The following is a 19522-nucleotide window of genomic DNA, read 5'->3' on the forward strand; positions in this document are numbered from 1 at the left end:
CACGCTCACGGCATGCCGGCGAGCGCGCGGCACTCGGCGCCGAGCGAGGACTCGGGCGAGGAGAGCTCGGCGCACTTGCGGAACGAGGCCCGCCCGCCGCGCCCGGCCGCCTGCTCTGCGGCGCCGCGCAGGTGCCACGCCGCGGCGCTCCCCGGGGAGGCGGCGGTGAGCTGCTGCGCGAGCTGCACCGCCTTGCCGGTCTGCCCCGACTCCAGGGCGCGCATCACGCGCGTCGAGAGGGGCCCGCCCTCCTCGTCCGGCGCGGCAGGCGCGGGCGCGGCAGGCGCCGACGCGGGCGGGGCAGCCGAGGGCTCCGGCTCCCGCGTCGGCGCGGCGGCCTGGCCCGCGGTCGCCGCCGCGCTCGGCGGCGCCGCGTGGGTGGTCGGCGCGTGCGAAGCGTGCTCGGAAGGCGCTCCGGCCGGCGCGGGGCTCGCCGCGGCAGGCTTCGCCCGCGCGCTCGCCGAGGCTGGCGCGGCCGGCTGGCCCGCCGGGGCGTCGGCGGGGGTCGCTGCGGAGAGCCCCGCCGCTGCAGCGGCCGCCGGCTCTCCTTCCGGCTCCGACGCGGCCAGAGCCGCCGCGGGCACCACCGCGGAGTGCTGCCCCGCCGGCCCCTCCTCCGGCAATGGCGCATGGACCGGCGCCGCTGGCACGGGGCGCCCCGTCTGGCCGACCAGCCACACGCCGGCGGCCCCGAGCGCGAGCGCCGTGACCAGGCCGGCGACGATCCGCGCGATGCGGGCCCGGCGCTCCTCGTGGCGAGGCCCGAAGAGCGTGGCCTCGACTGCGCCGGCGGTCGTGTCGGCGTCCTCGGCCGAGGGATGCTCCCGCGCCGCCATCCCCTCCGGCGCGTCCACCCCGCCACCGAGGAAGAAGCGCTCGCTCTCGCTGATCGGCCCGGGGTCGCCAGGAGGCGCGTCGTCCGGCGCCGCCGCGAGGCTCGCCGCCGGGGCGGCGTCCGGCACCGGCAGCGGCGGCGGGGAGGCCTCGATCGGGCGCGCCTCCCCGGCCTTCGCTTCGACGGGCTGCGGCGCCTGCGCACGCTCCGCCGCGCGCGGGACGGCGACGGGCGGCGGCGCGTCGCTCGGCGGGCGGGGGCGCAGCGTGGGGCTCGTCGACACCGCCGGGGTGCGCTCCTCGCCGGCGGGCGACGCGACGCCCGCTGCCGCCGCAAGCACAGGCGGCGCCGCCGCAGGCGCGGGCGGCGCCGCGGGCTCGGGCAGCGCCGCTGCGGGCGCCTCGGGGGGCGTGGAGCGAACGCGCTGCTCGGCGGGAGCGGCCGCGGCCACGGGCCTGTCGCTCCTCGTGGAGCGCTGCTTCTGCGCGAAGCTGCGCGGCGTCACGAGCGGTCGCGTGAGCGGGGCCTCATCGCTGCTCGCGAGCGTGGTGTCCTTGTCGAGATCGACCTCGGCGCGCGGCCGCGTAATCCGGGCGGCCTCGGCAGGCGATGCGGCGTTCCTCGGCGGCTCCGACGGCGCGCGGCCACCCGCCGCGACAGGGTGCGCCACGGCGTTCCTCGGTGGATCCGACGGCGCGCGGCCGCCCGCCGCGACAGGGCGCGCCACGGCGTTCCTCGGCGGCTCTGACGGCGCGCGGCCACCCGCCGCGACAGGGCGCGCCACGGCGTTCCTCGGTGGATCCGACGGCGCGCGGCCCCCTGTCGCGCCGGCGCGCGCCGCTGCGGCCGACACGGTGCTCCGCGGCGGCTCCGACGGCGCGCGGCCACCCGCCGCGCCGGAGCGCGCCGTCGCGGCCGACACGGCGCTCCGCGGCGGCTCCGACGGCGCGCGCGCCCCCTCCGGCGCGGAGCGCGCCACGGCGGCGCTCGCGCTGGCCGCTCGGCCGACCGCCCCTGGCCCGTGCACCGCGCTGCGGGTCGTCACGGGGCGCCCGGGGGACTCCGCGTCGGGGTCCCCCGCCGGCGCGTGCAGCTCGTGACCGGGCCGGGAGCGCGGGAGCACCGCCGGAGAGACCCGGGTCGAGAGCGGCGCCGGGACCACGGCGGCGTCCTCGAGGTCGTCGGAGCCGGCGTTCCCCGGGCTCCCCTCGGGGTAGTTGGAGCGCCGCGCGCTCGACGGCGACGAGAGCGGCGAGAACTCGTCGTGGAACGCCGCCTCCGGCTCGCTCGGCACCACGTCGTCGGGCGGGAGCGCGGCGGCGGGCACCAGCAGCCCCTCGAAGTAGAGCTTCGAGATGGTCGACAGCGTCGAGAGATCCTCGAACGGTGACGCGTCGACCACCTGCATCAGCGTGCGCTTGCCGTCGAACAGGCGCAGGATCCCGTTCAGCTCGTCGGGGATCTCGTTCAGCCGCTCCAGGAGCTCTTCGCTGTCGACCTCGAAGACGGTCGCGAGCGACGGCAGCGCCTCGAGGAGCCGGCCCCACTCGTCGACGCGGCGCATGCCCTCCATGAGGAGGCCCTGCGTCGACGTCTCGATCCCGTCGGGGTTGTCGACCTTGCAGAACTCGACCTCGAACGTCCCCTCGTTCCACAGGAGCGCGCGGTAGACGGCCTCCTCGCCGCAGAGCCGGCCGAGCGTCGCGTCGACGACCTTGCCCTCGCGAAAGTAGACCTGCGCCTCGTTGTCCGCGTGCGACAGGTGGACGATCCCGCTCTTCCGGCTCACCTCGAACGTCTGCAGCAGATCCACGACGTTCATGTCGAGGATCGACCCGGAGAACCTGGTCCGCCCCGTCGTCGAGAAGTGGCGCGTCGTGATCCCCTCGCGCGTCCGCCGCGCGAGGAGCAGCGTCACGCGCGCGATGAGCTCGCGCACGAAGATCGGCTTGGTCAGGTAGTCCTCGACGCCGAGCTCCAGCCCGCGGATCTTGTCCTCGATGGACCGCTGGCTCGTGAGGAAGACGACCGGGATCGAGGCCCAGTCGGCGTGCTCCTTCATCTTGCGGACGAGGGCATATCCGTCCACGTTGGGGAGGCGCGTGTCGCTGAGGACGAGGTCCGGCGTCGAGACCTCGAGCTTCGCGAGAGCGTCCGCTCCGTCCTTCGCGGTGGTCACGCTGTAACCGGCCTTTTTCAGGCTGACCTCGAGGACCCGAACGCTGCGCGGATCCGCGTCGACCAGGAGGAGCTGTTGCTTGGCCACTAGAGGTTTCCGCCTCGCGAAGGATGGCGAGCCCGAACGGACGCTGTCAAGCGCTCCGCCCTGAGCGTCGCCGCTGCCGTCGATCGCTTGTCCCGCGGCCGCGGGCCCGGTGCTCGACGTCGTCCATCGTGCACACAGGACGGCTGCGAAGGCCAGGTTTCGTCGCGCGCCGATCGGGCGATCAGCGCTTCCAGGGATCGACGATATCGCCGGTAGCTTGCGGCCTTACCATGGAGGCCGTGGGCGCCGCGGTCGCCGACGGGCGGGCCGTCGCCGCGGTCGACTTCGCCGGGATCGGGGCGGCTGTGCCCTGGGTGCGGGGCGGCTCCTGCGCGGTCGGCGCGGGCGCCGCCGTCGCGGCCGCGGGCGCGGCGGGCGGCTCGTCGATCGCCCTGGCGGGCGCCGTCTCCGCCGGGAGGGCGCCGCCGGGAGCGTCGTCGGCGGCGGCCTGGGGCTGCTCCTCGGGCGCCGAGGCGCGCAAGGCGCGGACGCCGAGGGCGATGACGATGGGCACGAGGACCGCCGCGAGCGCGATCGCCACGCGCGCGGCCATCGAGAGCGGCTCGGACGGCTCCGCGGGCGCCTGGACCGGGGCGAGCACCTCCTCGTGCGCGAGCGGCCGTATCGACTCGCGCGCGCGCGGCCGCATCGACTCGTGCGCGCGCGGCCGTACCGACTCGTGGCGAGGCGGCTCGCCCGGGGGCGCGACGGAGACCCCGTGGCCCGGCGGATCGAGGGCGAGCTCGATGGCCTCGACGAGGTCGGCCATCGAGGAGAAGCGCTCCTCGGGGTTCTTCGCGAGGCAGCGCATGACGATCGGGCCGAACGCGCCGAGCGCGGTGGCGTCGGGCATCACCTGCTCGAGCGGCTCGGGCGACATGTACATGTGCTTGGTCAGCACGCCCATGTACGTGTCCGCCTCGAAGGGGACGCGCCCCGCGAAGCACTCGTACATGAGGACGCCGAGCGCATAGATGTCGGCGCGGGCGTCGATGCGCTTCCCCTCCGCCTGCTCCGGGCTCATGTAATGCGGCGTCCCGAACACCATGCCGATGCGCGTGAGCCGCTTGCCGCCGGTCACCTTCGCCACGCCGAAATCGAGCAGCTTGACGAACTCCTGATCGCCGTTGCGGACGAGGTACACGTTGTCGGGCTTCAGATCGCGGTGGATGACGCCCGCGGAGTGCGCGGCCCCGAGCGCGGCGGCGCACTGGAGCATGATCTGCCCGACCCTGTCGGCCGGCAGCATCTTCTCGGTGCGCAGCAGCGACGCGAGGGAGGTCCCGGAGAGGAACTCCATGACGAAGAACGGCAGCTCTGTCTGCCCCGTCTCGACCTCGATCGCGCCGAAGTCGCTCACCGCGACGATGTTGGGGTGGCCGATCGCCGCGGCCGCCTTGGCCTCCTGGATGAAGCGGGCGACGAGCTCGGCGTCCTGCGCGATGTCGCGCCGGAGCACCTTCAGGGCGAAGAGACGGCCGAGCGACTTGTGGCGCACCTCGTACACCGTCCCCATCCCCCCTTCACCCACGACCGCCTGCACCTCGTAGCGGCCGTCGATGGTGCGCCCGAGCATCGGATCGGCCGATGGATTCCAGTCGGGCGCGTCGGCGAGCGGATCGCCGTCGAACGGGCAGAAGCGGGAGTCGCCGGAGAAGGTCTGGTTGCAGGTCGGGCAGCGCCGCGCGCGCGGGGTCTGCTTCGCCTTCCCCCGGCGCGCCGGCCCGTCGAAGCGCGCCGGCAGGGGTGGGAGCGCCGGGCGCGCGTCGACGTGCGCTGGCAGTGGTTCCCCGCGCGGCGGCACGTCGCTGCGGAACGGCAACTCGCTGCGCGGCGGCGCGTCGCTGCGCGCTGGCGGCACGTCGCTGCGCGCTGGCGGCACATCGCTGCGCGCCGGAGGCTGAGCAAATGATTCGTCTCCGTGCAGCCGAGGGATGTCTTCCCGATGGAACAGCTCGGCAGCCTCGGACTCGCCGGCGGTCATCTCGGGCTGAGCATCCCCGGCCATGCGGAGCGTCACTGGCACCCGATCGAGTCTAGCCGAAAGCGCGCTCGGTGGTTCGGATCAGATGGCGCCAGTTTGGCGACCGCGGTGGAGCGCCTCCCCGCGGGTCGCCGCGCGCGGCGGCCAGCGCCGCCTTGTAAGGACTCAGATCTCTTCGAGAATCTTCGCCTTGCGGGCCTGGAACTCCTCGTCGGTGATGAGGCCCTTGCTCTTGAGCTCCCCGAGGCGCTCCAGGCGCTGCTCGATCGACGGCGCTGCGGCGGGGGTAGCCTGCGGCGCGCCCGGGTAACCCTGCGGCGCGCCCGGGTAGCCCTGCGGCGCGCCCGGGTAGCCCTGCGGCGCCCCCGGCTGCTGCATGTGCGGCGGCACGAACTGGGGCTGGCCCTGCGCCGCGAGCGCGGGGTTCATCGCCTGCGCCAGGCCGGCGCCGATCGCCACCTGAGCGCCCAGCCCCGCGACGCCGCTGCCGTCGCCGCCCTGCGCCATGCCCTGGCCGGCGCCCATCATCGCCTGGCCGGCGGCGTAGTTCTGCCAGTTGCCCGCCAGCTGCTGCACGTACCGCGCGTCCTGCTGGAACCGCTGATCGAGCTCGAACTGCTTCGCGCGGGCGGTGTCCTGCGCGACCCCGATGCCGCGGCGCGCCTCGCCGCGCGCCTTGTTCGCCTCGCGGAGGAGCTTCTGGTCCTCGGCCGAGAAGTTGATGTTGAAGTTGCCGATCTCGAGGATCTTGCAGCCGATCTCCTCGAGGTTCGGCGCGGATTGCACGATGCGGGCGCCGAGCTCCATGCTCATGCCGCCGAGGTTGAGCAGGCTCTTCTGCTGCTGCGCGCAGACCTGGCCGATCACGGTCTTCACGCTCATGAAGAACTTGCCCTTGATCCAGCTCAGGACGACGTCGTTGTCGCCGCTGCCGCCGCACTGCCCGTGGTACCCGACGACGAACCGCACCGGATCGACAACGACCAGCGAGAACTCACCGAAGATGCGCGGCGTCACGAACTCGTAAAGGGTGGGATCCTCCATCGACTCCAGCGGCCCGCCGAACGGCACGCCGCGGACCGGCTGCGTCTTGACGAAGAAGATCTCGGCGATGAAGACGTCCCCGCCCGTGAACTTGTTGACGAGGTTATTCAGGAACGGGATGTTCTGGGTCTGCAGGGTGTGGCGCCCTGTGGGCAGGTAACCCATGTACCTGCCGTCCTTGAAGAAGAGGGCGCACTCATCGCTGTCGACCGTCAGCTGCGACCAGAAGGGGATGTTCTGGTCCGGGTGCTTGTAAACGATGAGATGCTTCGCCGCGTCCGGGCGCGCGATCATCATCTCGCGGACGCCGCTCTTCACGAAATCGAAAATCCCCATGTCGCGCTCCTCTTCGGTGTGCTGGGTGTGACGGATCTGCCGGTCCCCTGCCCCCCGGGACCTCGGGTTTCATTCCGGCAGACGGCGCGCAGGGTCCGCGCCGTTCGTTCTCCGTTGACGGTCGCCGCGCCTTTCAGGCACACAGCGGCCTCAGGATAGTCCGCAGATCGCAGGGCAGCAATGCCCGCCGGGAGGACCGTATGCCCGTTGCTCCGCTCGCTCTGCTAGCTCTGATCGAGCCGCTGGCGTCATCCGAGTCATCCGAGTCATCCGAGTCGGCCGAGTCACCCGCGTCCTTCGGGATCCCGAGCTCCGCCGTGCGGCAGCCGAAGCGCTCGTCCTCCTGGCATGGGGCCGCGCTGGCGAGGGCGCCTCGATGACCGCGCCAATCGACATCAGCGCCCTCTCGGCGCCCGCGCAGAAGCTGGCGCAGCCGGGCGCGCCGCAGAAGCTCAGGGAGATGGCGGCGCGCGGCATCGCCCCCGGGCTCAAGCCGGGCGACGTCGTGACGGTGCTCGTGCTGCTCGCGTCGCGCGACGAGGAGCCGACCCGCGAGGCCGCGGAGAAGACGCTGGCGGCGCTCCCCGAGCCGCTGCTCCAGGGGGCGCTCGGCGCGGATCTGCAGCCGCCGGTCATCGATCGGCTGGCCCGCGCGTACGCGGACCGCCTCCCGGTCGTCGAGAGGCTCTGCGCGATGCCGGGCGTCGCCGCGGAGACGCTCGAGGAGCTCGCGCGGACCGGGGGCGAGGCGGTGACGGAGCTCATCGCCGTCAACGAGGAGCGGCTGCTCAAGAACCCGCGCGTCATCGAGAAGCTCTACCTCAACAAGAACACGCGGATGTCGACCGCCGACCGCCTCGTCGATCTCGCGTCCCGCAACGGGGTCGAGCTCACGGGCATCCCGGCGTGGCGCGAGGTCAGCGCCGCGATCAAGGACGAGCTCATCGCGGAGCCGTCGCCCGAGCCCACGCCGGACGACGTGCTGTTCAGCGAGACGCAGGCGCTCGCGGAGGCGCTCGCCGCGGACGAGCCGGTCGACACGCACGTCGAGGACGAGGAGGGCAAGGAGGCGATCAAGGAGCAGTACGTCCCGCTCTACAAGCGGCTCGCCGACATGACCATGTCGCAGCGGATCCGGCGGGCGATGCTCGGCTCGCGCGAGGAGCGCATGCTGCTCGTGCGCGACTCGAACCGCCTCGTGGCCAGCGCCGCCGTGCGCAGCCCGCAGATGCAGGAGGAGGAGGTCGTCCTCATCAGCCGCAACCGGAACATCTCGGACGAGGTGCTGCGGATCATCTCGACGACGCCCGAGTGGCTGAAGAGCTACACGGTGAAGCGGAACCTCGTCGAGAACCCGAGGACGCCGGTGCTCGTCGCGACGCGGCTGGTCCAGCACCTGCGCGAGTCCGATCTCCGGGGCATCGCGAAGAGCAAGAACGTGACGTCGCCGGTGAAGGACGCCGCGAGGCGGCACCTCGAGCGGCGCAAGAGCTGAACGGGGGACGAGCGATGAGCGACCTGGTCCGCTTCGGCGTGGCGATGGATCGCGCGCTGCTGGCCGAGTTCGATCGGCGCATCACCGCGCAGGGCTACGAGAACCGCTCGGAGGCGCTGCGGGATCTGGTCCGCGCGGAGCTGACGCGCGCCGCGCTGGACGAGGGGGCCGAGGTGGCGGCCACGCTGACGCTCGTCTACGAGCCCGAGGTGCGGGAGCTCGTGCTGCGGATCTCCGAGCTGGAGGAGCGGCGCGCGGGGTCTCTGGTCTCCAGCCTGCTGGTCCGCCTCGACGCGGCCCGGGTGCTCCAGGTGATGGTGCTGAAGGGCCGCGGGCAGGAGCTGTCCGAGCTCGCCGGGCAGCTCGCCGGGGCCAAGGGGGTCCTGTCCTGCGCGCTCACGCCGGCCGCGGCGCTCCCGGGGGCGCCGCGCCGGTAGCGAGGGGCGGCGCGCCGATGGAGGAGGGCTCTCCAGAGCTCCTGATCTACGCGTCGTCGCCGGGGCTGTCGGCCACTTTGACCGTGGTCTTGGGCGGGTCGACGATGAACGTCACGAGGCGCTCCTTGGCCTCGAACTCCTGCCGGTAGATCACGGCCGAGCGCTTGTACTTGAAGGGGCCCACGCGCACCCGGTGCCAGAGGCCGCGGCCCTTGACGTACGCCGGCTCGACGTACGCCTTGTGCCCGCGCCGGCGCAGGGCCGCCGCGAAGTTCTCGGCGTCGGTGGGGTCCTTGAACGAGCTCACCTGGAGCTGGTAGCTGCCAGGCCCCCCCCGCTCGGTCTCGGGCCCCTCCTCGCGCGACACGTGGCGGGCCATCGCGGTGAGCGTGTCGTTCGGGGCGACCTCGCCTCCGGGACGCCCGAGCACGTGCTGCGCCGGCAGCGGGACCACGGGCAGCCGGTCCGCGGCAGGCGGCGGGACGGGCTCCCCGGCGGGCGCCTCGGCGGAGGTGGCCGCCTTGGCCGCCCGCGGATCGCGCACGGCCTCGAGCGCGGTCGTCGGGTGCTCCGCGTCCGAGAGGACCGCGGGGAAGGTCACGTCCTCCCCGATCGTGGCAGGGCGCGGGGCCGGCTTCACGCCGGCCGGGTGGGCGCGCGCGACCAGATCGCCGAGCGGATCGGCGGTGACCGGCCGCTCGCGGTGCGGGGCGCGCAGGAGCGCCACCGCCGCGAAGACGATGCACGCCCCGCCGAGCGAGGCCAGCACCAGCGCGCCCGCGCGCGACGGGCGAGCCCCGGGATCCTCTTCCTGGATCTCCTCGAGGTTCCGCACCGCCCCGGTGTCCATGCTCTCGCCCTTGCTGCGCCTCATGCGTCCTCCTCGCCCCGTCTACCCTGCCCGGCCGGCGACCCACAACTTTCGTGTGCTACTTTATCCTACATCTTCCGGATGGGTCCGGTGGCTGGACGCGCGCTCTCGGGCGAGCGCGCGCTTCGGCGGGGCTGGGTAGCCTCGCATGCGCGGCGCGCGCGGAGAAAGTTCTCGGCTGGCGCCGGGCGCGCGCTGGCCGGCCGATCCCCGCGGGCTTCGTCCGCGGTGAGCCGTCTCGCGGCGCTGCCGTGACTCAAGGGGGCCGCTCGGGTCACGAGGCGGCAGGAGGCGTTCGGTCATTCCCAGCGGAGCCCCACGATCATGGTGATGCGCGCCGGCGCGCTCGCCCCCCCGCGAAGGCTCGGCGTGGTCGCCTATGCGAGCGACGAGGCGCTCGTGGAGGGCCTCCGCGCGAGGCATCCTGCCGCGCTCTCCGCCTTCCACGAGCGCTTCTCCGGGCACGTGCTCCGCGTCCTCGGCCGGCTGCTCGGCGGCAGCCGCGACCTCTCCGACGCGCATCACGACGCCTTCGTCCGCGCGCTGTCCTCCCTCGACACCCTGCGCGATCCGGCAGCGCTGAAGGCGTGGATCACCTCGGTCGCCGTGTTCACGGCGCGGACCTGCATCCAGCGGCGCGCGCGCCGGAACTGGCTCCTCTTCTTCGCCCCCGACGAGCTCCCACCCCTCGTGGAGCCCCCGCACGAAGGCGAAGCCCGCGAGGCGCTGCGCGCGACCTACCGCGCGCTGGATCGGCTCCCGGCCGACGAGCGCATCGCGTTCGCGCTGCGCCGCATCGAGGGCATGGATCTCCAGGAGGTCGCCGGCGCGTGCGGCGTCTCGCTCGCGACCATCAAGCGAAGGCTGGCCCGCGCGGAGGCCAGCTTCCTCGAGGCGGCGCGGGACCAACCCGCCCTCGAGGAGTGGCTGAAGGGAGGCGCGTCGTGAGCGATCGTCCCTCGCTCGCTCGTCTTCATGAGCTCCGCCGGGCCCAAGACGAGGAGCTCACGGCGCAGGATCTCGATGGTGCGCGCCGGCGGTTTCTGGAGATCGCGGCCGGCGGATCCTCCCGTCCCGGGGCTGCGCGCATCGGCCCCCCGCGTCCTCGGTGGATCGCGCCCGCGGCCCTCGTGGCGCTGGCGGGGGTTTGTGCGGCGCTGCTCCTCGTGCTGCTCCCCTCCTCGCGGTCGCTCTCGTTCGCGGTCGGCTCGGCGCAAGGTCAGGTCGGGGCGTGGATCGCCGCCAGCGCGGATGCTCCTCTGGCGGTCGCCTTCTCGGACGGCACGTCCCTGGCGCTGGACGCGAACGCCCGGGCGCGCGTGGTGGCCGCCGACGCCCATGGCGCGCGCGTGCTGCTGGAAGGCGGCCGGCTCACGGCGACGGTGACCCACACCGCGACGAGCGCATGGAACTTCGACGTCGGCCCATTCGACGTGCTGGTCACCGGCACGCGCTTCGAGCTGAGCTGGTCCCCGGCGAGCGAGCAGCTCAAGCTGGTGCTGCGGGAAGGATCGGTCGCCGTGTCGGGGCCGCTCGTGGGCGGGCGGCGCGCCGTCGCTGCGGGAGAGACGCTCGAGGTCTTCTGCAAAGAGCAGCGCTTCGAGCTCACGCGCGGGGAGCTGCGCGCCGCCGCCCCACCTCCGCCGTCCTCCACGCGCATCGATCAGCCGGCCTCCGAGCCGGCCCCCGCGGCGACCGGCGCCGGCGAACGAGCGATGGTCGCGAAGGCCGCGGACGCCGCCCCCCGCCGGCCGAGCTGGCGCGATCTCGTGGCCAGCGACAGGTACCAGGAGGCCATGACGGCGGCCGAGGCCGAGGGCTTCGACGGGCTCGTCACCCGCGCGAGCGCGGCGGATCTGCTGACGCTCGCGGACGTCGCGCGCTTCTCCGGGAAGCCGGAGCGCGCCGCGGCGGCGCTCACCGCGGCGCGGAGCCGGTTCGCGGGCTCGGGCGAGGCGGCGAAGGCCGCCTTCCACCTCGGCCGGATGGCGTTCGACCAGCGGCGATCGTACGCCGAGGCCGAGCGCTGGTTCCTCGTGTACCTCGAAGAGCAACCGGGCGGCTCCTTTGCGCAGGAAGCGCTCGGGAGGGTCATCGAATGCCGGGAGTCGATGGGGTCGGCCGGCGAGGCCCGCGAGGCCGCGCGCCGCTACCTGGCGCGGTATCCGGCAGGGCCCCACGCCGCGCACGCCAGGGATCTCCTCGAGGGGGAGTGAATGCCGTCTCGAAGGCCGGCTCGCGCGGCGCACGCCGGAGCCTGGGCGCTCGGGCTCTGCCTCCTCATCGCACCCGAAGCGCGCGCGGCGCCGCCGGAGCCACCGCCGGAGCCTCCACGCCCGAAGGTCGTCCTGATCGCCGATCGCCGGTCCGACCCCATCATGGCCCGGGTCTATGCCGAGCTCGCCACGCTCGGATTCACCGTGGTTGTCGTGAGGGGCGGCGCCGAGCCGCCCTCCCAGGGGCCGATCGAGACGAGCGCGCGCGAGGCCGGAGCGGCGGCGGAGATCCGGGTGACGGAGGTGCCAGGTGGCGTCGAGGTCTGGATCGCTCGTGGTGCGACGGATCAATCGGTCCACAGCGCCGTGATGGCCGACGATCCAGCCACGGTCGCGGTTCGCGCGGTGGAGCTCCTGCGCGCGAGCCTCCTGGATGTGCGCTCGCCCCGTCCGTCGCAGGGCGAGGTCGAAGCCGATCCCGAGGCTCGCGCCGTCGTCGACATGCAAGAGCCACCGCCGGCCAGGCCCGCGCCCGTCGCCGCCGCGCGCCCGCGAGCCGACGGCGCCTCCCGCGTGCCCCCTTCCCCGGCCGCAAGGCCAGGCGCAACCCGAAGAGCACCGATGACGTTCGGCGTCGGGGCGGCGCCAGCGATCCTGTGGAGCGCAGGCGGCGTGCCTGCCACCCCGATGGTGGACGTGTCCGGGTACGCGATGATCTGGTCTCGTCTGGGGCTCTCCACCTTCGTCCAGATCCCGCTCGCCAGCGCGAGCCGTGAAGGCAAAGAGGGTACGCGGCACACGCGCATAGCGCTCGCCGCCCTGGGGGTGCGCGTCCCGCTCGGCCCCACGGACGCCGCGTGGCTGCCATCGGCCGGCGCAGGGCTCGCCGCCGCCTGGCTGCACGTCGAGGGCGAAGGCCGCTCGCCCCGGTACGCCGGCAGGTCGGAGGACGCGTACGCGGTCGCGACGTACCTGCGCGCAGGGCTCTCGTTTGCGCCGACTCCATACCTGCGGATCAGCGAGCACCTGCTCGCCGGGATCGCGGTGCCGCGCATCATGATCGACGCCGCAGGCCGCGCGACGGACGCGTGGGGTCGCCCGTTCCTGGGCGCGTCTCTCGGGGTGGAGGTCGTGTTGCCGTGAGCCGAAATGGGCAGCTTCCGTGACCTCAGCGCAGACCATCTTGACGCCGGGCGCGTCGGCGCGCGGCGTGGAGGACCCAATGAAGATCACGGCTACGAAGCGCTGGGCTCTGGGCTTGTCGGCGGCCTTCGCGTCCGCTCAGGCGGCGTGCGGCGACCGCCATGTCGATCCGATCGTGCAAGTCCACCTGGCGACCACCGTCGAGGGGGCCACCGAAGGGCCGTGGGCTGCCTGCGTTTCCTCCGGGGACGAGGGCAACTTCGCCCTCCCCCACGTCTGTCCGGATCCCGAACCGAGCGGTGAAGAGCGCAGGTGCAGGGTGGCGTACGTCGCCGAGCGACAAGACGATGGATCGACGTGGTGCGATGTGGCGTCGCAATGCAACTACGAGTGCGAAACGGCGGAGGACTGCCCGCGGCCGCCGAGCGGCACCGCCACGCCGGTGTGCAACTCGGTCTGCGAGTTGCCCTGCGACGAGAACACCACGTGCCCGAGCGGCATGGAGTGCTGGCACATGTTCCACGGGCCTGGCCTCCGGGACGAACAGGGCTTCTGCATGTGGAAGTACGAATGTGACTGAAGGTCGAGGTCGACGAACCTGGCCAGTCCACCTCGGTCTGCCCGCGGACCCGCGCGACGACACGCAACCGCGATGACGGCTTCGGTCTCGCGACGAGAGCTTCCCCTCGACGCATCATGCGCCGGCCCCCGCGAGCCGCCGCGGAGGATTCGATCCATCGGCGCGCCACCGACGCGCTATGACTCCGCCTCATGGACCACCCCGACACCCCGGCGCGCCCTCCCGACGCTCGGCCTGCTCTCCGCGGCGCGACGGATCCCGCGGCGCCCCGCGACGGCTCGTCGCAGGCCGGCGCGGCTCGACAGGCCGCGGACGCGGCGCACGGCCAGCACGGCGGCAAGGCCGCGCTCGCCCTGGCCGCGCTGGGGGTCGTCTTCGGCGATATCGGCACGAGCCCGCTCTATGCGCTCAAGGAGTGCGTGAGCGCGACGCACGGCGTCCCGCCGACGCCCGACAACGTCCTCGGGCTGCTCTCGCTCCTCTTCTGGTCGCTGATGATGGTGGTTACGGTCAAGTACGTCACCTTCATCACGCGGGCCGACAACGACGGTGAGGGCGGCATCCTCGCCCTGCTCGCGCTGGTGCCGGAGCGGCTGCGCGCCAGCGGGACGCAGGGCGTCGGGTGGCTCGCCGGGCTCGTGGTGCTCGGCGCCGCGCTCCTCTACGGCGACGGGGTCATCACGCCCGCCATCTCGGTGCTGAGCGCCATGGAGGGGCTCGAGGTGGCGACGAGCGGGCTCAGGCCGTTCGTCGTGCCGCTCACCTGCGCGATCCTCGTCGGGCTCTTCAGCGTGCAGCGCTGGGGGACGGCGCGCGTCGGCAAGGTCTTCGGCCCCATCATGGTCCTCTGGTTCACCGCGCTCGCCGTGCTCGGGCTCGTGTTCATCGCCAGGAACCCGGCGGTGCTCGCCGCCCTGAACCCCGTGTACGCGGCGCGCTTCTTCGCCGCCCACGGTTTCCACGGGGTCGCGATCCTGGGGTCGGTCGTCCTCGTCATCACGGGGGGCGAGGCGCTCTACGCGGACATGGGGCACTTCGGGCGCGGCCCGATCCGGCTCGCCTGGTACGCGATCGCGCTGCCGGCGCTCGTGCTCAACTACTTCGGCCAGGGGGCGCTCCTGCTGCAAGCGCCCGAGGCCGCCGCGAACCCGTTCTTCGCGATGGTGCCGAAGGGTCCCTTCACCTACGCGCTGGTCGCGCTCGCCGCCATGGCCACCGTGATCGCGTCGCAGGCGCTGATCTCGGGCGCCTACTCGCTCACGCACCAGGCGATCCAGCTCGGGTACCTGCCGCGGACCCAGGTGCGCCACACCTCGAGCGAGGCCGCGGGGCAGATCTACATCCCCCTGACGAACTGGGCCCTCGCGGCCGGGTGCCTCGCGCTCGTGCTGATCTTCCAGCAGTCGAGCCGGCTGGCCGCGGCGTACGGCATCGCGGTGACCGGCACGATGGGGATCACGTCGATCGTCTTCTTCGTCGTGATGCGGCACACGTGGCGAGCCCCGCTCGCGAAGGCGCTGCCGCTGCTGATCCTGTTCCTCTCGTTCGATCTGCCGTTCTTCGGGGCCAACCTGATCAAGTTCCTCGACGGCGGGTACGTGCCGGCGGTCATCGCCGCGGTCCTGTTCGCCATGATGGTGATCTGGAAGCGAGGCCGCGCGATCCTCGCCGAGCGCTTCACGCGGGCGGCCCCCTCGGCCTCTGCCTTCGTGCGCGATCTCGACGCGAAGTGCCGCGCGCGGGTCCCCGGCACGGCGGTGTTCCTGAGCGCGCGCGCGGGCAAGACACCTTACGCGCTGACGCACCACCTCAAGCACAACAAGGTGCTCCACGAGACGGTGGTGATCTTGACCGTCGTGACGGAGCACGTCCCGCGGGTCGCCGACAGGGATCGCCTCGACGTGACGAGCCTCGACAAGGGGGTTCACCAGGTCGTCATCCGATCGGGCTTCATGCAGTCGACCGACGTGCCGGCCCTCTTGCGGCGGGCCGCGGCGGCGCACGCGCTGCCCATCGATTTCGCGGACGTGGCGTATTACCTCGGCCGCGAGACGATCCTCGCCACCGACAGGGGCCGGATGGGCAGGATCACGGAGACGATCTTCGCGGTGATGGCGCGGAACGCCGGCGCCGTGTCCGACTACTTCAGGCTGCCGCCGGAGCGGGTGGTGGAGATCGGCGTGCAGGTCGACCTGTAGCGGGCGGTGGAGATCGGCGCGCGGCGCGATCGGCCACCTCCGCTGGGCTTTCGCGCGCTCGAGGCGCTATGACTCGGCCCTCATGAAGATCCCGCTCCTGGGCCGTGTCCTTCCCGCGCTCGGCCTGTCGCTCCTCGGCTGCGCGGAAGGGCCGCGGACGCTCACGGTCGAGGTCGTGCCAGGGCACGAGGGGACCGCGTTCCAGGACGACCCGCCTGTCGCCCGGATCGAGGTGACCGCGACGGCGGCCGAGGGAGACGTCACCGTGTCGGCGGCGGCGGCGCCGGGCGGCGAGCTCGATTTCGGCGAGATCCCGGCGGAGCGGGCGTACACGTTCGATGTGCGCGGCCTCGACGCGGGCGGCGCGACCGTGGTGCGGGGGCGCTCCGCGGCGGGCATCTACCTCGCCGCGGTGACGGGCGACGTGCTGCCGCTCTTCGCCCAGCGGACCGGCCGGTGGGCGCGGCCGCCGGGCGAGCTCGCGGCGTCGCGCGTCGGCGCGCCCGGGGCGGCGCTCGCGGAGCGCTACCTGATCCTCACCGGCGGGGCCGCGGCCGGGGGCGCCGCGGCGGGCAGCGTCGACCCGGCGCGGCTCGACGCGTACGACCTCGCCGCGTGGGGCGGGAGCGCCTCCAGCGGCGCGCTCCCGCGGGCGGCGCGGTCGCTCGTGGTGCGGGGAGATCTGCTGCTCACCCTGGACGACGAGGGCGCGAGCTGGACCGACGTCGCGGCGGGGCAGAGCGCCGAGGCGTCGCTGCCCGAGGGGCTCGGCTCGTTCGCGGAGGTGGCGGGCGGCCGGACGGTCGAGGCCTCGGACGGGCGCTCGTTCGTGGTCGGCGCGACGCGCGCGGGCGCGGCCGCGGGAGCGCCGGGCGCGCCTTCGGACAAGGTGCTCGTCGTCGGCGCGGACGGGGCGCTCTCCGTGGCGAAGCTCCGCCATGCGCGGGCCGGCGCCGCGGCCGTGTGGGTGGAAGGTCTGGGCCTGGTCGTCGCGGGCGGGAGCGCGGACGGCGCGGGGCTGGAGGTGCTCGGCGACGGCGCGACCGAGTTCTCGCCGAGGCCGTTTCCGCCGGACGCCTCCGAGGGGGCGGGCGCCGCGGTGACCGGTCCCGGGGAGATCGCGCTCGTCGGCGGGGTCCAGGGCGGCGCCGCGGCGCCGACCCGGCGGCTCGCGCCGGGGTGCGCCGCGACCTGCGCGGCCGTGGAGGTCGAGGGCGCCGCGCTGACCGCGGCCATCGGGGGCGTCGCCGCGTTCGCGCTGCCCGGCGGGCGCATCCTCGCGGTGGGCTCCGAGGCGGGCGAGGACGGGCTGACGCGGAGCTTCATCGTCGACGTCGCGGCGGCGCAGGTCGAGGAGCTGCCGCTGCGGGAGCCGCGGCGCGGCGCGGCCGTGGTGCCCGCGCCGACCGGGACGCTCGCCGTGCTCGGCGGGGTCCACGCGGATGGGACGCCGGCGCTGACGATCGAGACGTTCTTCCCGGAGTGAGCGGTCCGCCGGAGGGTGCGGCGCTTTCAGGACGATCTCGCGGGCGCTGCGCAGGGCTCGCTCGATCGCCCTCGCGCAGCTCTTCCCGGCGCGGCCCGTCGGCGCGGACAGCAACCGGCGCGAGTGGCCCTCGCGGCGGCGCCGCCGTCAGCGGGCGGGCTGCCCGGCCGGCGGCTTCGCGCTGTGGGCTTGCATCCAGCCGCGGACGCAGCGGAAGCCGACGTCGGCGTTCTTCGCGCTGGCGAACATGAAGTGGCGCGCCGCGGCCCGCAGCCGGTTCTTCGCGACCACCCGCCACGAACCGCCGCGGAGCACGCGCCCGTAGCCGATGGAAGGCCCGACCGGATTGCTCACCGGACCCTCGACGGCCTGGTAATCGCCGTACCAGTCCCAGCACCACTCCCAGACGTTGCCCGCCATATCGAGGATCCCGAACGGCGACGCCCCCTTCGGGTAGTACCCCACGGGGCTGGGTCCGGCCCGCATGGCGAGCACCGGACTCTTGATGCGCGTGTCGCTCCAGGCGAGCTGGTCCGATGGCGGCTCCTCACCCCACGGATACATGCGTCCGCGGGTCCCCCGCGCCGCGTACTCCCACTCTGCCTCGGTGGGGAGCCGATAGCCGTTCGCCTCGCGATTCCAGATCACGCCCTCTCCTTCGAGCTGGTATGCGGGCGCGAACCCTCGTAGCGCGGACAGACGGTTGCAGAACTCGATCGCGTCCCACCAGTTGACGTTGTTCACCGGGAGCTCGTCGCTCGCGGGAAGCCCCGGGTTCGTGCCCATCACCTCGCGGTAGAGCCGCTGCGTCGTCGGATAGACGCTCATCCTGAACGCCGCGACCAGCACCTGCCGCCGCGGGCGCTCATCGGGCTTCGCCGACACGTCCTCGTCCGCGCTGCCCATCCAGAAGCGCCCGCCCACGATCACGGCCATCTCGATCTTGGGCGCGCTCCCGGCGCGGCCGGCGTCATCCTCGGCGTCCACGGCGCGGGCCACGATCGCTCCCGGGCTCCCCGCCTGCGCGGTGAAGGCCGCGGATCCGACGGCAGGGATCCCGGTCGCCGGCGTCGCCGTGGCGGAGGGCACCACCGCCACGGGCGCCGCCGCCGGGGGCGCCTCGGACGGGCCGCGCCGCGCCTGCAGCGCGCCCCGCGGCCGGCTCGCGATGCTCAGCGCCGCGCAGAGGTCGTCGATGCTGGCGTACCGCTTCTCGCGCTTCCACGCGACGGCCTGCTCCAGGACCGCCTTGACCGTGCCGTCGCACGAGAGCTCCCGCAGGAACGCCGCCCGGTCGTGCACCGCCTCGGCCGGCAGCTGGGCGCCGTGGAGGCAGAAGAGCGCGGTCATCCCGAGGCCGTACACGTCGGCCCGCGCGTCGGCGTCCTGGGGCCGGTCCATCGACTCGGGCGCGCTGTACACGTACGTGCCGAGCGCCCCCGTCCGCGTCCCGCCGGTCGTGTCCGCGGCCGCGACCAGATCGAAGTCCGTGAGCCGCGGCTCGCCCGACGGATCGAGCAGGATGTTCGCCGGCTTCACGTCGCGGTGCACGAGGCCCTTCGCGTGCGCCGCGCGGAGGGCGTCGCCGACGCGCAGGACGAGCGGGATCACCTGCGCCGCCGGGAGGCGCTGCTGGAGGACCGCCTGGTGCAGGTCGCCGCCGCTGACGAACTCCATGACGAAGAAGTGGAAGCCGCCGTCCTCGCCGTGCGGCTCGATCACGCGCACGACGCCGGGGTGATCGAGCCCCGCCATGCGCTGGGCCCCCCGGAAGAAGCGCTCGCGCCGGATCGCGTCCTCCGCGAGGCTCGAGTGCAGCACCTTGATGGCGACGACGTGGCCCTGCTCGTCGTCGCGCGCGCGCCACACGTTCGCGAAGCCGCCTCGCCCGACGCGATCGAGGAGCAGGTACCTGCCGCGCTGCCCCAGCCTGTCGCCGGCGCGGAGCTGGCCTCCCTCGCGCAGCTGCCGCCGGAGCTCCAGGACCTCGCGCTGCGCCTCGGCCGTGTCGCCGCCCGCGAGCTGCAGCGCCCCGAGCCGCACGCGCGCGCGCTCCAGCTCCTGGGCGAGCCTGCGGGTCTCGGCGTCCGGGTAGATCGGCCTGTGGCTCTGCGCGCGCGGGCGCTTCTTGTCGCTCTTCTCGTTCTTCTCGAGCGCGGCGCGGATGCCGAGCGCCACGTCGGTCCAGGCCTCGTCGCGATCGGCCCGGCCCTGGATGGGGCGCTCGTTGTCGGGCAACGCCGCGAGGTGACCGAACGGCGCGCCCTTCCAGTCGCACGCCCTGAGCAGGATCGGGATGACGCGCGCCGAGCCGGCCGCGTGGCGGGCCATCGCGCGCTCCATCTCGACGTCCCAGCAGGACGGCGAGGCGATGAAATCCGCGCTGACGAGCAGCAAGATGAGCTGCGCCGCCTCGAGGCGCTCGCGCACCTCCTCCTCCCATCGGGCGCCGGCCTCGAGCTCCCGATCGTGCCACGCCCGCAGGATCCCCTGTCGCTGCATGGGCGCCAGGTGCGAAATGAGCTCCCGTAGAGCGGATTCATCCCTGCGCGCGTAGGAGATGAATACGTCGATGGGCTTCTGCACGGTCGTCCGAGGTGCCAGCCGGGAAGGCGCGTGGTGCGACGAGTC

General features: G+C 73.8%; 13 protein-coding genes. 8 read left to right on the top strand and 5 right to left on the bottom strand.

Features of this window, described 5'->3' with window-relative positions; all coding sequences use genetic code 11:
* Positions 1–5 precede the first annotated feature (5 nt).
* The 3 genes from WME82_RS20280 to WME82_RS20290 all read right to left on the bottom strand — a co-directional run bounded on the left by WME82_RS20280 (position 6) and on the right by WME82_RS20290 (position 6465).
* Positions 6–3101, bottom strand: coding sequence for a response regulator (locus WME82_RS20280; RefSeq protein ID WP_438044169.1), 3096 nt, complete (start codon positions 3099–3101; stop codon positions 6–8).
* Positions 3102–3282: 181 nt separating this feature from the next.
* Complete coding sequence (locus tag WME82_RS20285; RefSeq protein WP_438044170.1) at positions 3283–5109, bottom strand: serine/threonine-protein kinase; 1827 nt, start codon at positions 5107–5109, stop codon at positions 3283–3285.
* A 141-nt stretch (positions 5110–5250) separates the two neighbouring features.
* Positions 5251–6465 (bottom strand): SPFH domain-containing protein, encoded by a 1215-nt coding sequence (locus WME82_RS20290; RefSeq protein WP_438044171.1) that lies wholly within the window; start codon positions 6463–6465, stop codon positions 5251–5253.
* A gap of 376 nt (positions 6466–6841) precedes the next feature.
* On the opposite strand from WME82_RS20290, the gene WME82_RS20295 reads away from it, so the two are divergent.
* Positions 6842–7960 carry a hypothetical protein gene (locus WME82_RS20295; protein ID WP_437747148.1) on the top strand — a complete coding sequence of 373 codons (1119 nt, stop codon included), beginning with the start codon at positions 6842–6844 and terminating at the stop codon, positions 7958–7960.
* Positions 7961–7974: 14 nt separating this feature from the next.
* On the top strand, positions 7975–8397 hold the full coding sequence (nikR, locus tag WME82_RS20300) for a nickel-responsive transcriptional regulator NikR (RefSeq protein ID WP_438044172.1): 423 nt from the start codon (positions 7975–7977) through the stop codon (positions 8395–8397).
* A gap of 46 nt (positions 8398–8443) precedes the next feature.
* Here the strand turns inward: nikR and WME82_RS20305 are convergent, their stop codons facing one another.
* Positions 8444–9271 carry an SPOR domain-containing protein gene (locus tag WME82_RS20305; protein WP_438044173.1) on the bottom strand — a complete coding sequence of 276 codons (828 nt, stop codon included), beginning with the start codon at positions 9269–9271 and terminating at the stop codon, positions 8444–8446.
* 321 nt (positions 9272–9592) lie between these two features.
* On the opposite strand from WME82_RS20305, the gene WME82_RS20310 reads away from it, so the two are divergent.
* The 6 genes from WME82_RS20310 to WME82_RS20335 all read left to right on the top strand — a co-directional run bounded on the left by WME82_RS20310 (position 9593) and on the right by WME82_RS20335 (position 16891).
* The gene (locus tag WME82_RS20310; protein ID WP_438044174.1) at positions 9593–10216 is read left to right on the top strand and encodes an RNA polymerase sigma factor; all 624 of its coding nucleotides are present in this window, start codon (positions 9593–9595) and stop codon (positions 10214–10216) included.
* Positions 10213–11484 (top strand): tetratricopeptide repeat protein, encoded by a 1272-nt coding sequence (locus WME82_RS20315; protein WP_438044175.1) that lies wholly within the window; start codon positions 10213–10215, stop codon positions 11482–11484. The genes WME82_RS20310 and WME82_RS20315 overlap by 4 nt, the downstream gene beginning before the upstream one ends.
* Complete coding sequence (locus WME82_RS20320) at positions 11485–12627, top strand: hypothetical protein (protein ID WP_438044176.1); 1143 nt, start codon at positions 11485–11487, stop codon at positions 12625–12627. It abuts the gene before it with no gap.
* 79 nt (positions 12628–12706) lie between these two features.
* Positions 12707–13207, top strand: a complete 501-nt coding sequence (locus tag WME82_RS20325; RefSeq protein ID WP_438044177.1) for a hypothetical protein — start codon at positions 12707–12709, stop codon at positions 13205–13207.
* Between the two features lie 191 nt (positions 13208–13398).
* A complete protein-coding gene (locus WME82_RS20330) occupies positions 13399–15405 on the top strand; it encodes a potassium transporter Kup (RefSeq protein ID WP_438044178.1) in 2007 nt (668 codons plus the stop codon).
* 82 nt (positions 15406–15487) lie between these two features.
* A complete protein-coding gene (locus WME82_RS20335) occupies positions 15488–16891 on the top strand; it encodes a hypothetical protein (RefSeq protein WP_438044179.1) in 1404 nt (467 codons plus the stop codon).
* A 147-nt stretch (positions 16892–17038) separates the two neighbouring features.
* Here the strand turns inward: WME82_RS20335 and WME82_RS20340 are convergent, their stop codons facing one another.
* Positions 17039–19477 carry an SUMF1/EgtB/PvdO family nonheme iron enzyme gene (locus WME82_RS20340; RefSeq protein WP_438044180.1) on the bottom strand — a complete coding sequence of 813 codons (2439 nt, stop codon included), beginning with the start codon at positions 19475–19477 and terminating at the stop codon, positions 17039–17041.
* Positions 19478–19522 lie beyond the last annotated feature (45 nt).

Source organism: Sorangium sp. So ce128 (assembly GCF_051525245.1).
Lineage (GTDB): Bacteria > Myxococcota_A > Polyangia > Polyangiales > Polyangiaceae > Sorangium > Sorangium cellulosum_B.

Coding starts and splice junctions, on each gene's coding strand:
- WME82_RS20330 (WP_438044178.1), top strand. CDS start 13,399: ATGGACCACCCCGACACCCCGGCGCGCCCTCCCGACGCTCGGCCTGCT.
- WME82_RS20295 (WP_437747148.1), top strand. CDS start 6,842: ATGACCGCGCCAATCGACATCAGCGCCCTCTCGGCGCCCGCGCAGAAG.
- nikR (WP_438044172.1), top strand. CDS start 7,975: ATGAGCGACCTGGTCCGCTTCGGCGTGGCGATGGATCGCGCGCTGCTG.
- WME82_RS20320 (WP_438044176.1), top strand. CDS start 11,485: ATGCCGTCTCGAAGGCCGGCTCGCGCGGCGCACGCCGGAGCCTGGGCG.
- WME82_RS20310 (WP_438044174.1), top strand. CDS start 9,593: ATGGTGATGCGCGCCGGCGCGCTCGCCCCCCCGCGAAGGCTCGGCGTG.
- WME82_RS20285 (WP_438044170.1), bottom strand. CDS start 5,109: ATGGCCGGGGATGCTCAGCCCGAGATGACCGCCGGCGAGTCCGAGGCT.
- WME82_RS20325 (WP_438044177.1), top strand. CDS start 12,707: ATGAAGATCACGGCTACGAAGCGCTGGGCTCTGGGCTTGTCGGCGGCC.
- WME82_RS20305 (WP_438044173.1), bottom strand. CDS start 9,271: ATGAGGCGCAGCAAGGGCGAGAGCATGGACACCGGGGCGGTGCGGAAC.
- WME82_RS20290 (WP_438044171.1), bottom strand. CDS start 6,465: ATGGGGATTTTCGATTTCGTGAAGAGCGGCGTCCGCGAGATGATGATC.
- WME82_RS20335 (WP_438044179.1), top strand. CDS start 15,488: ATGAAGATCCCGCTCCTGGGCCGTGTCCTTCCCGCGCTCGGCCTGTCG.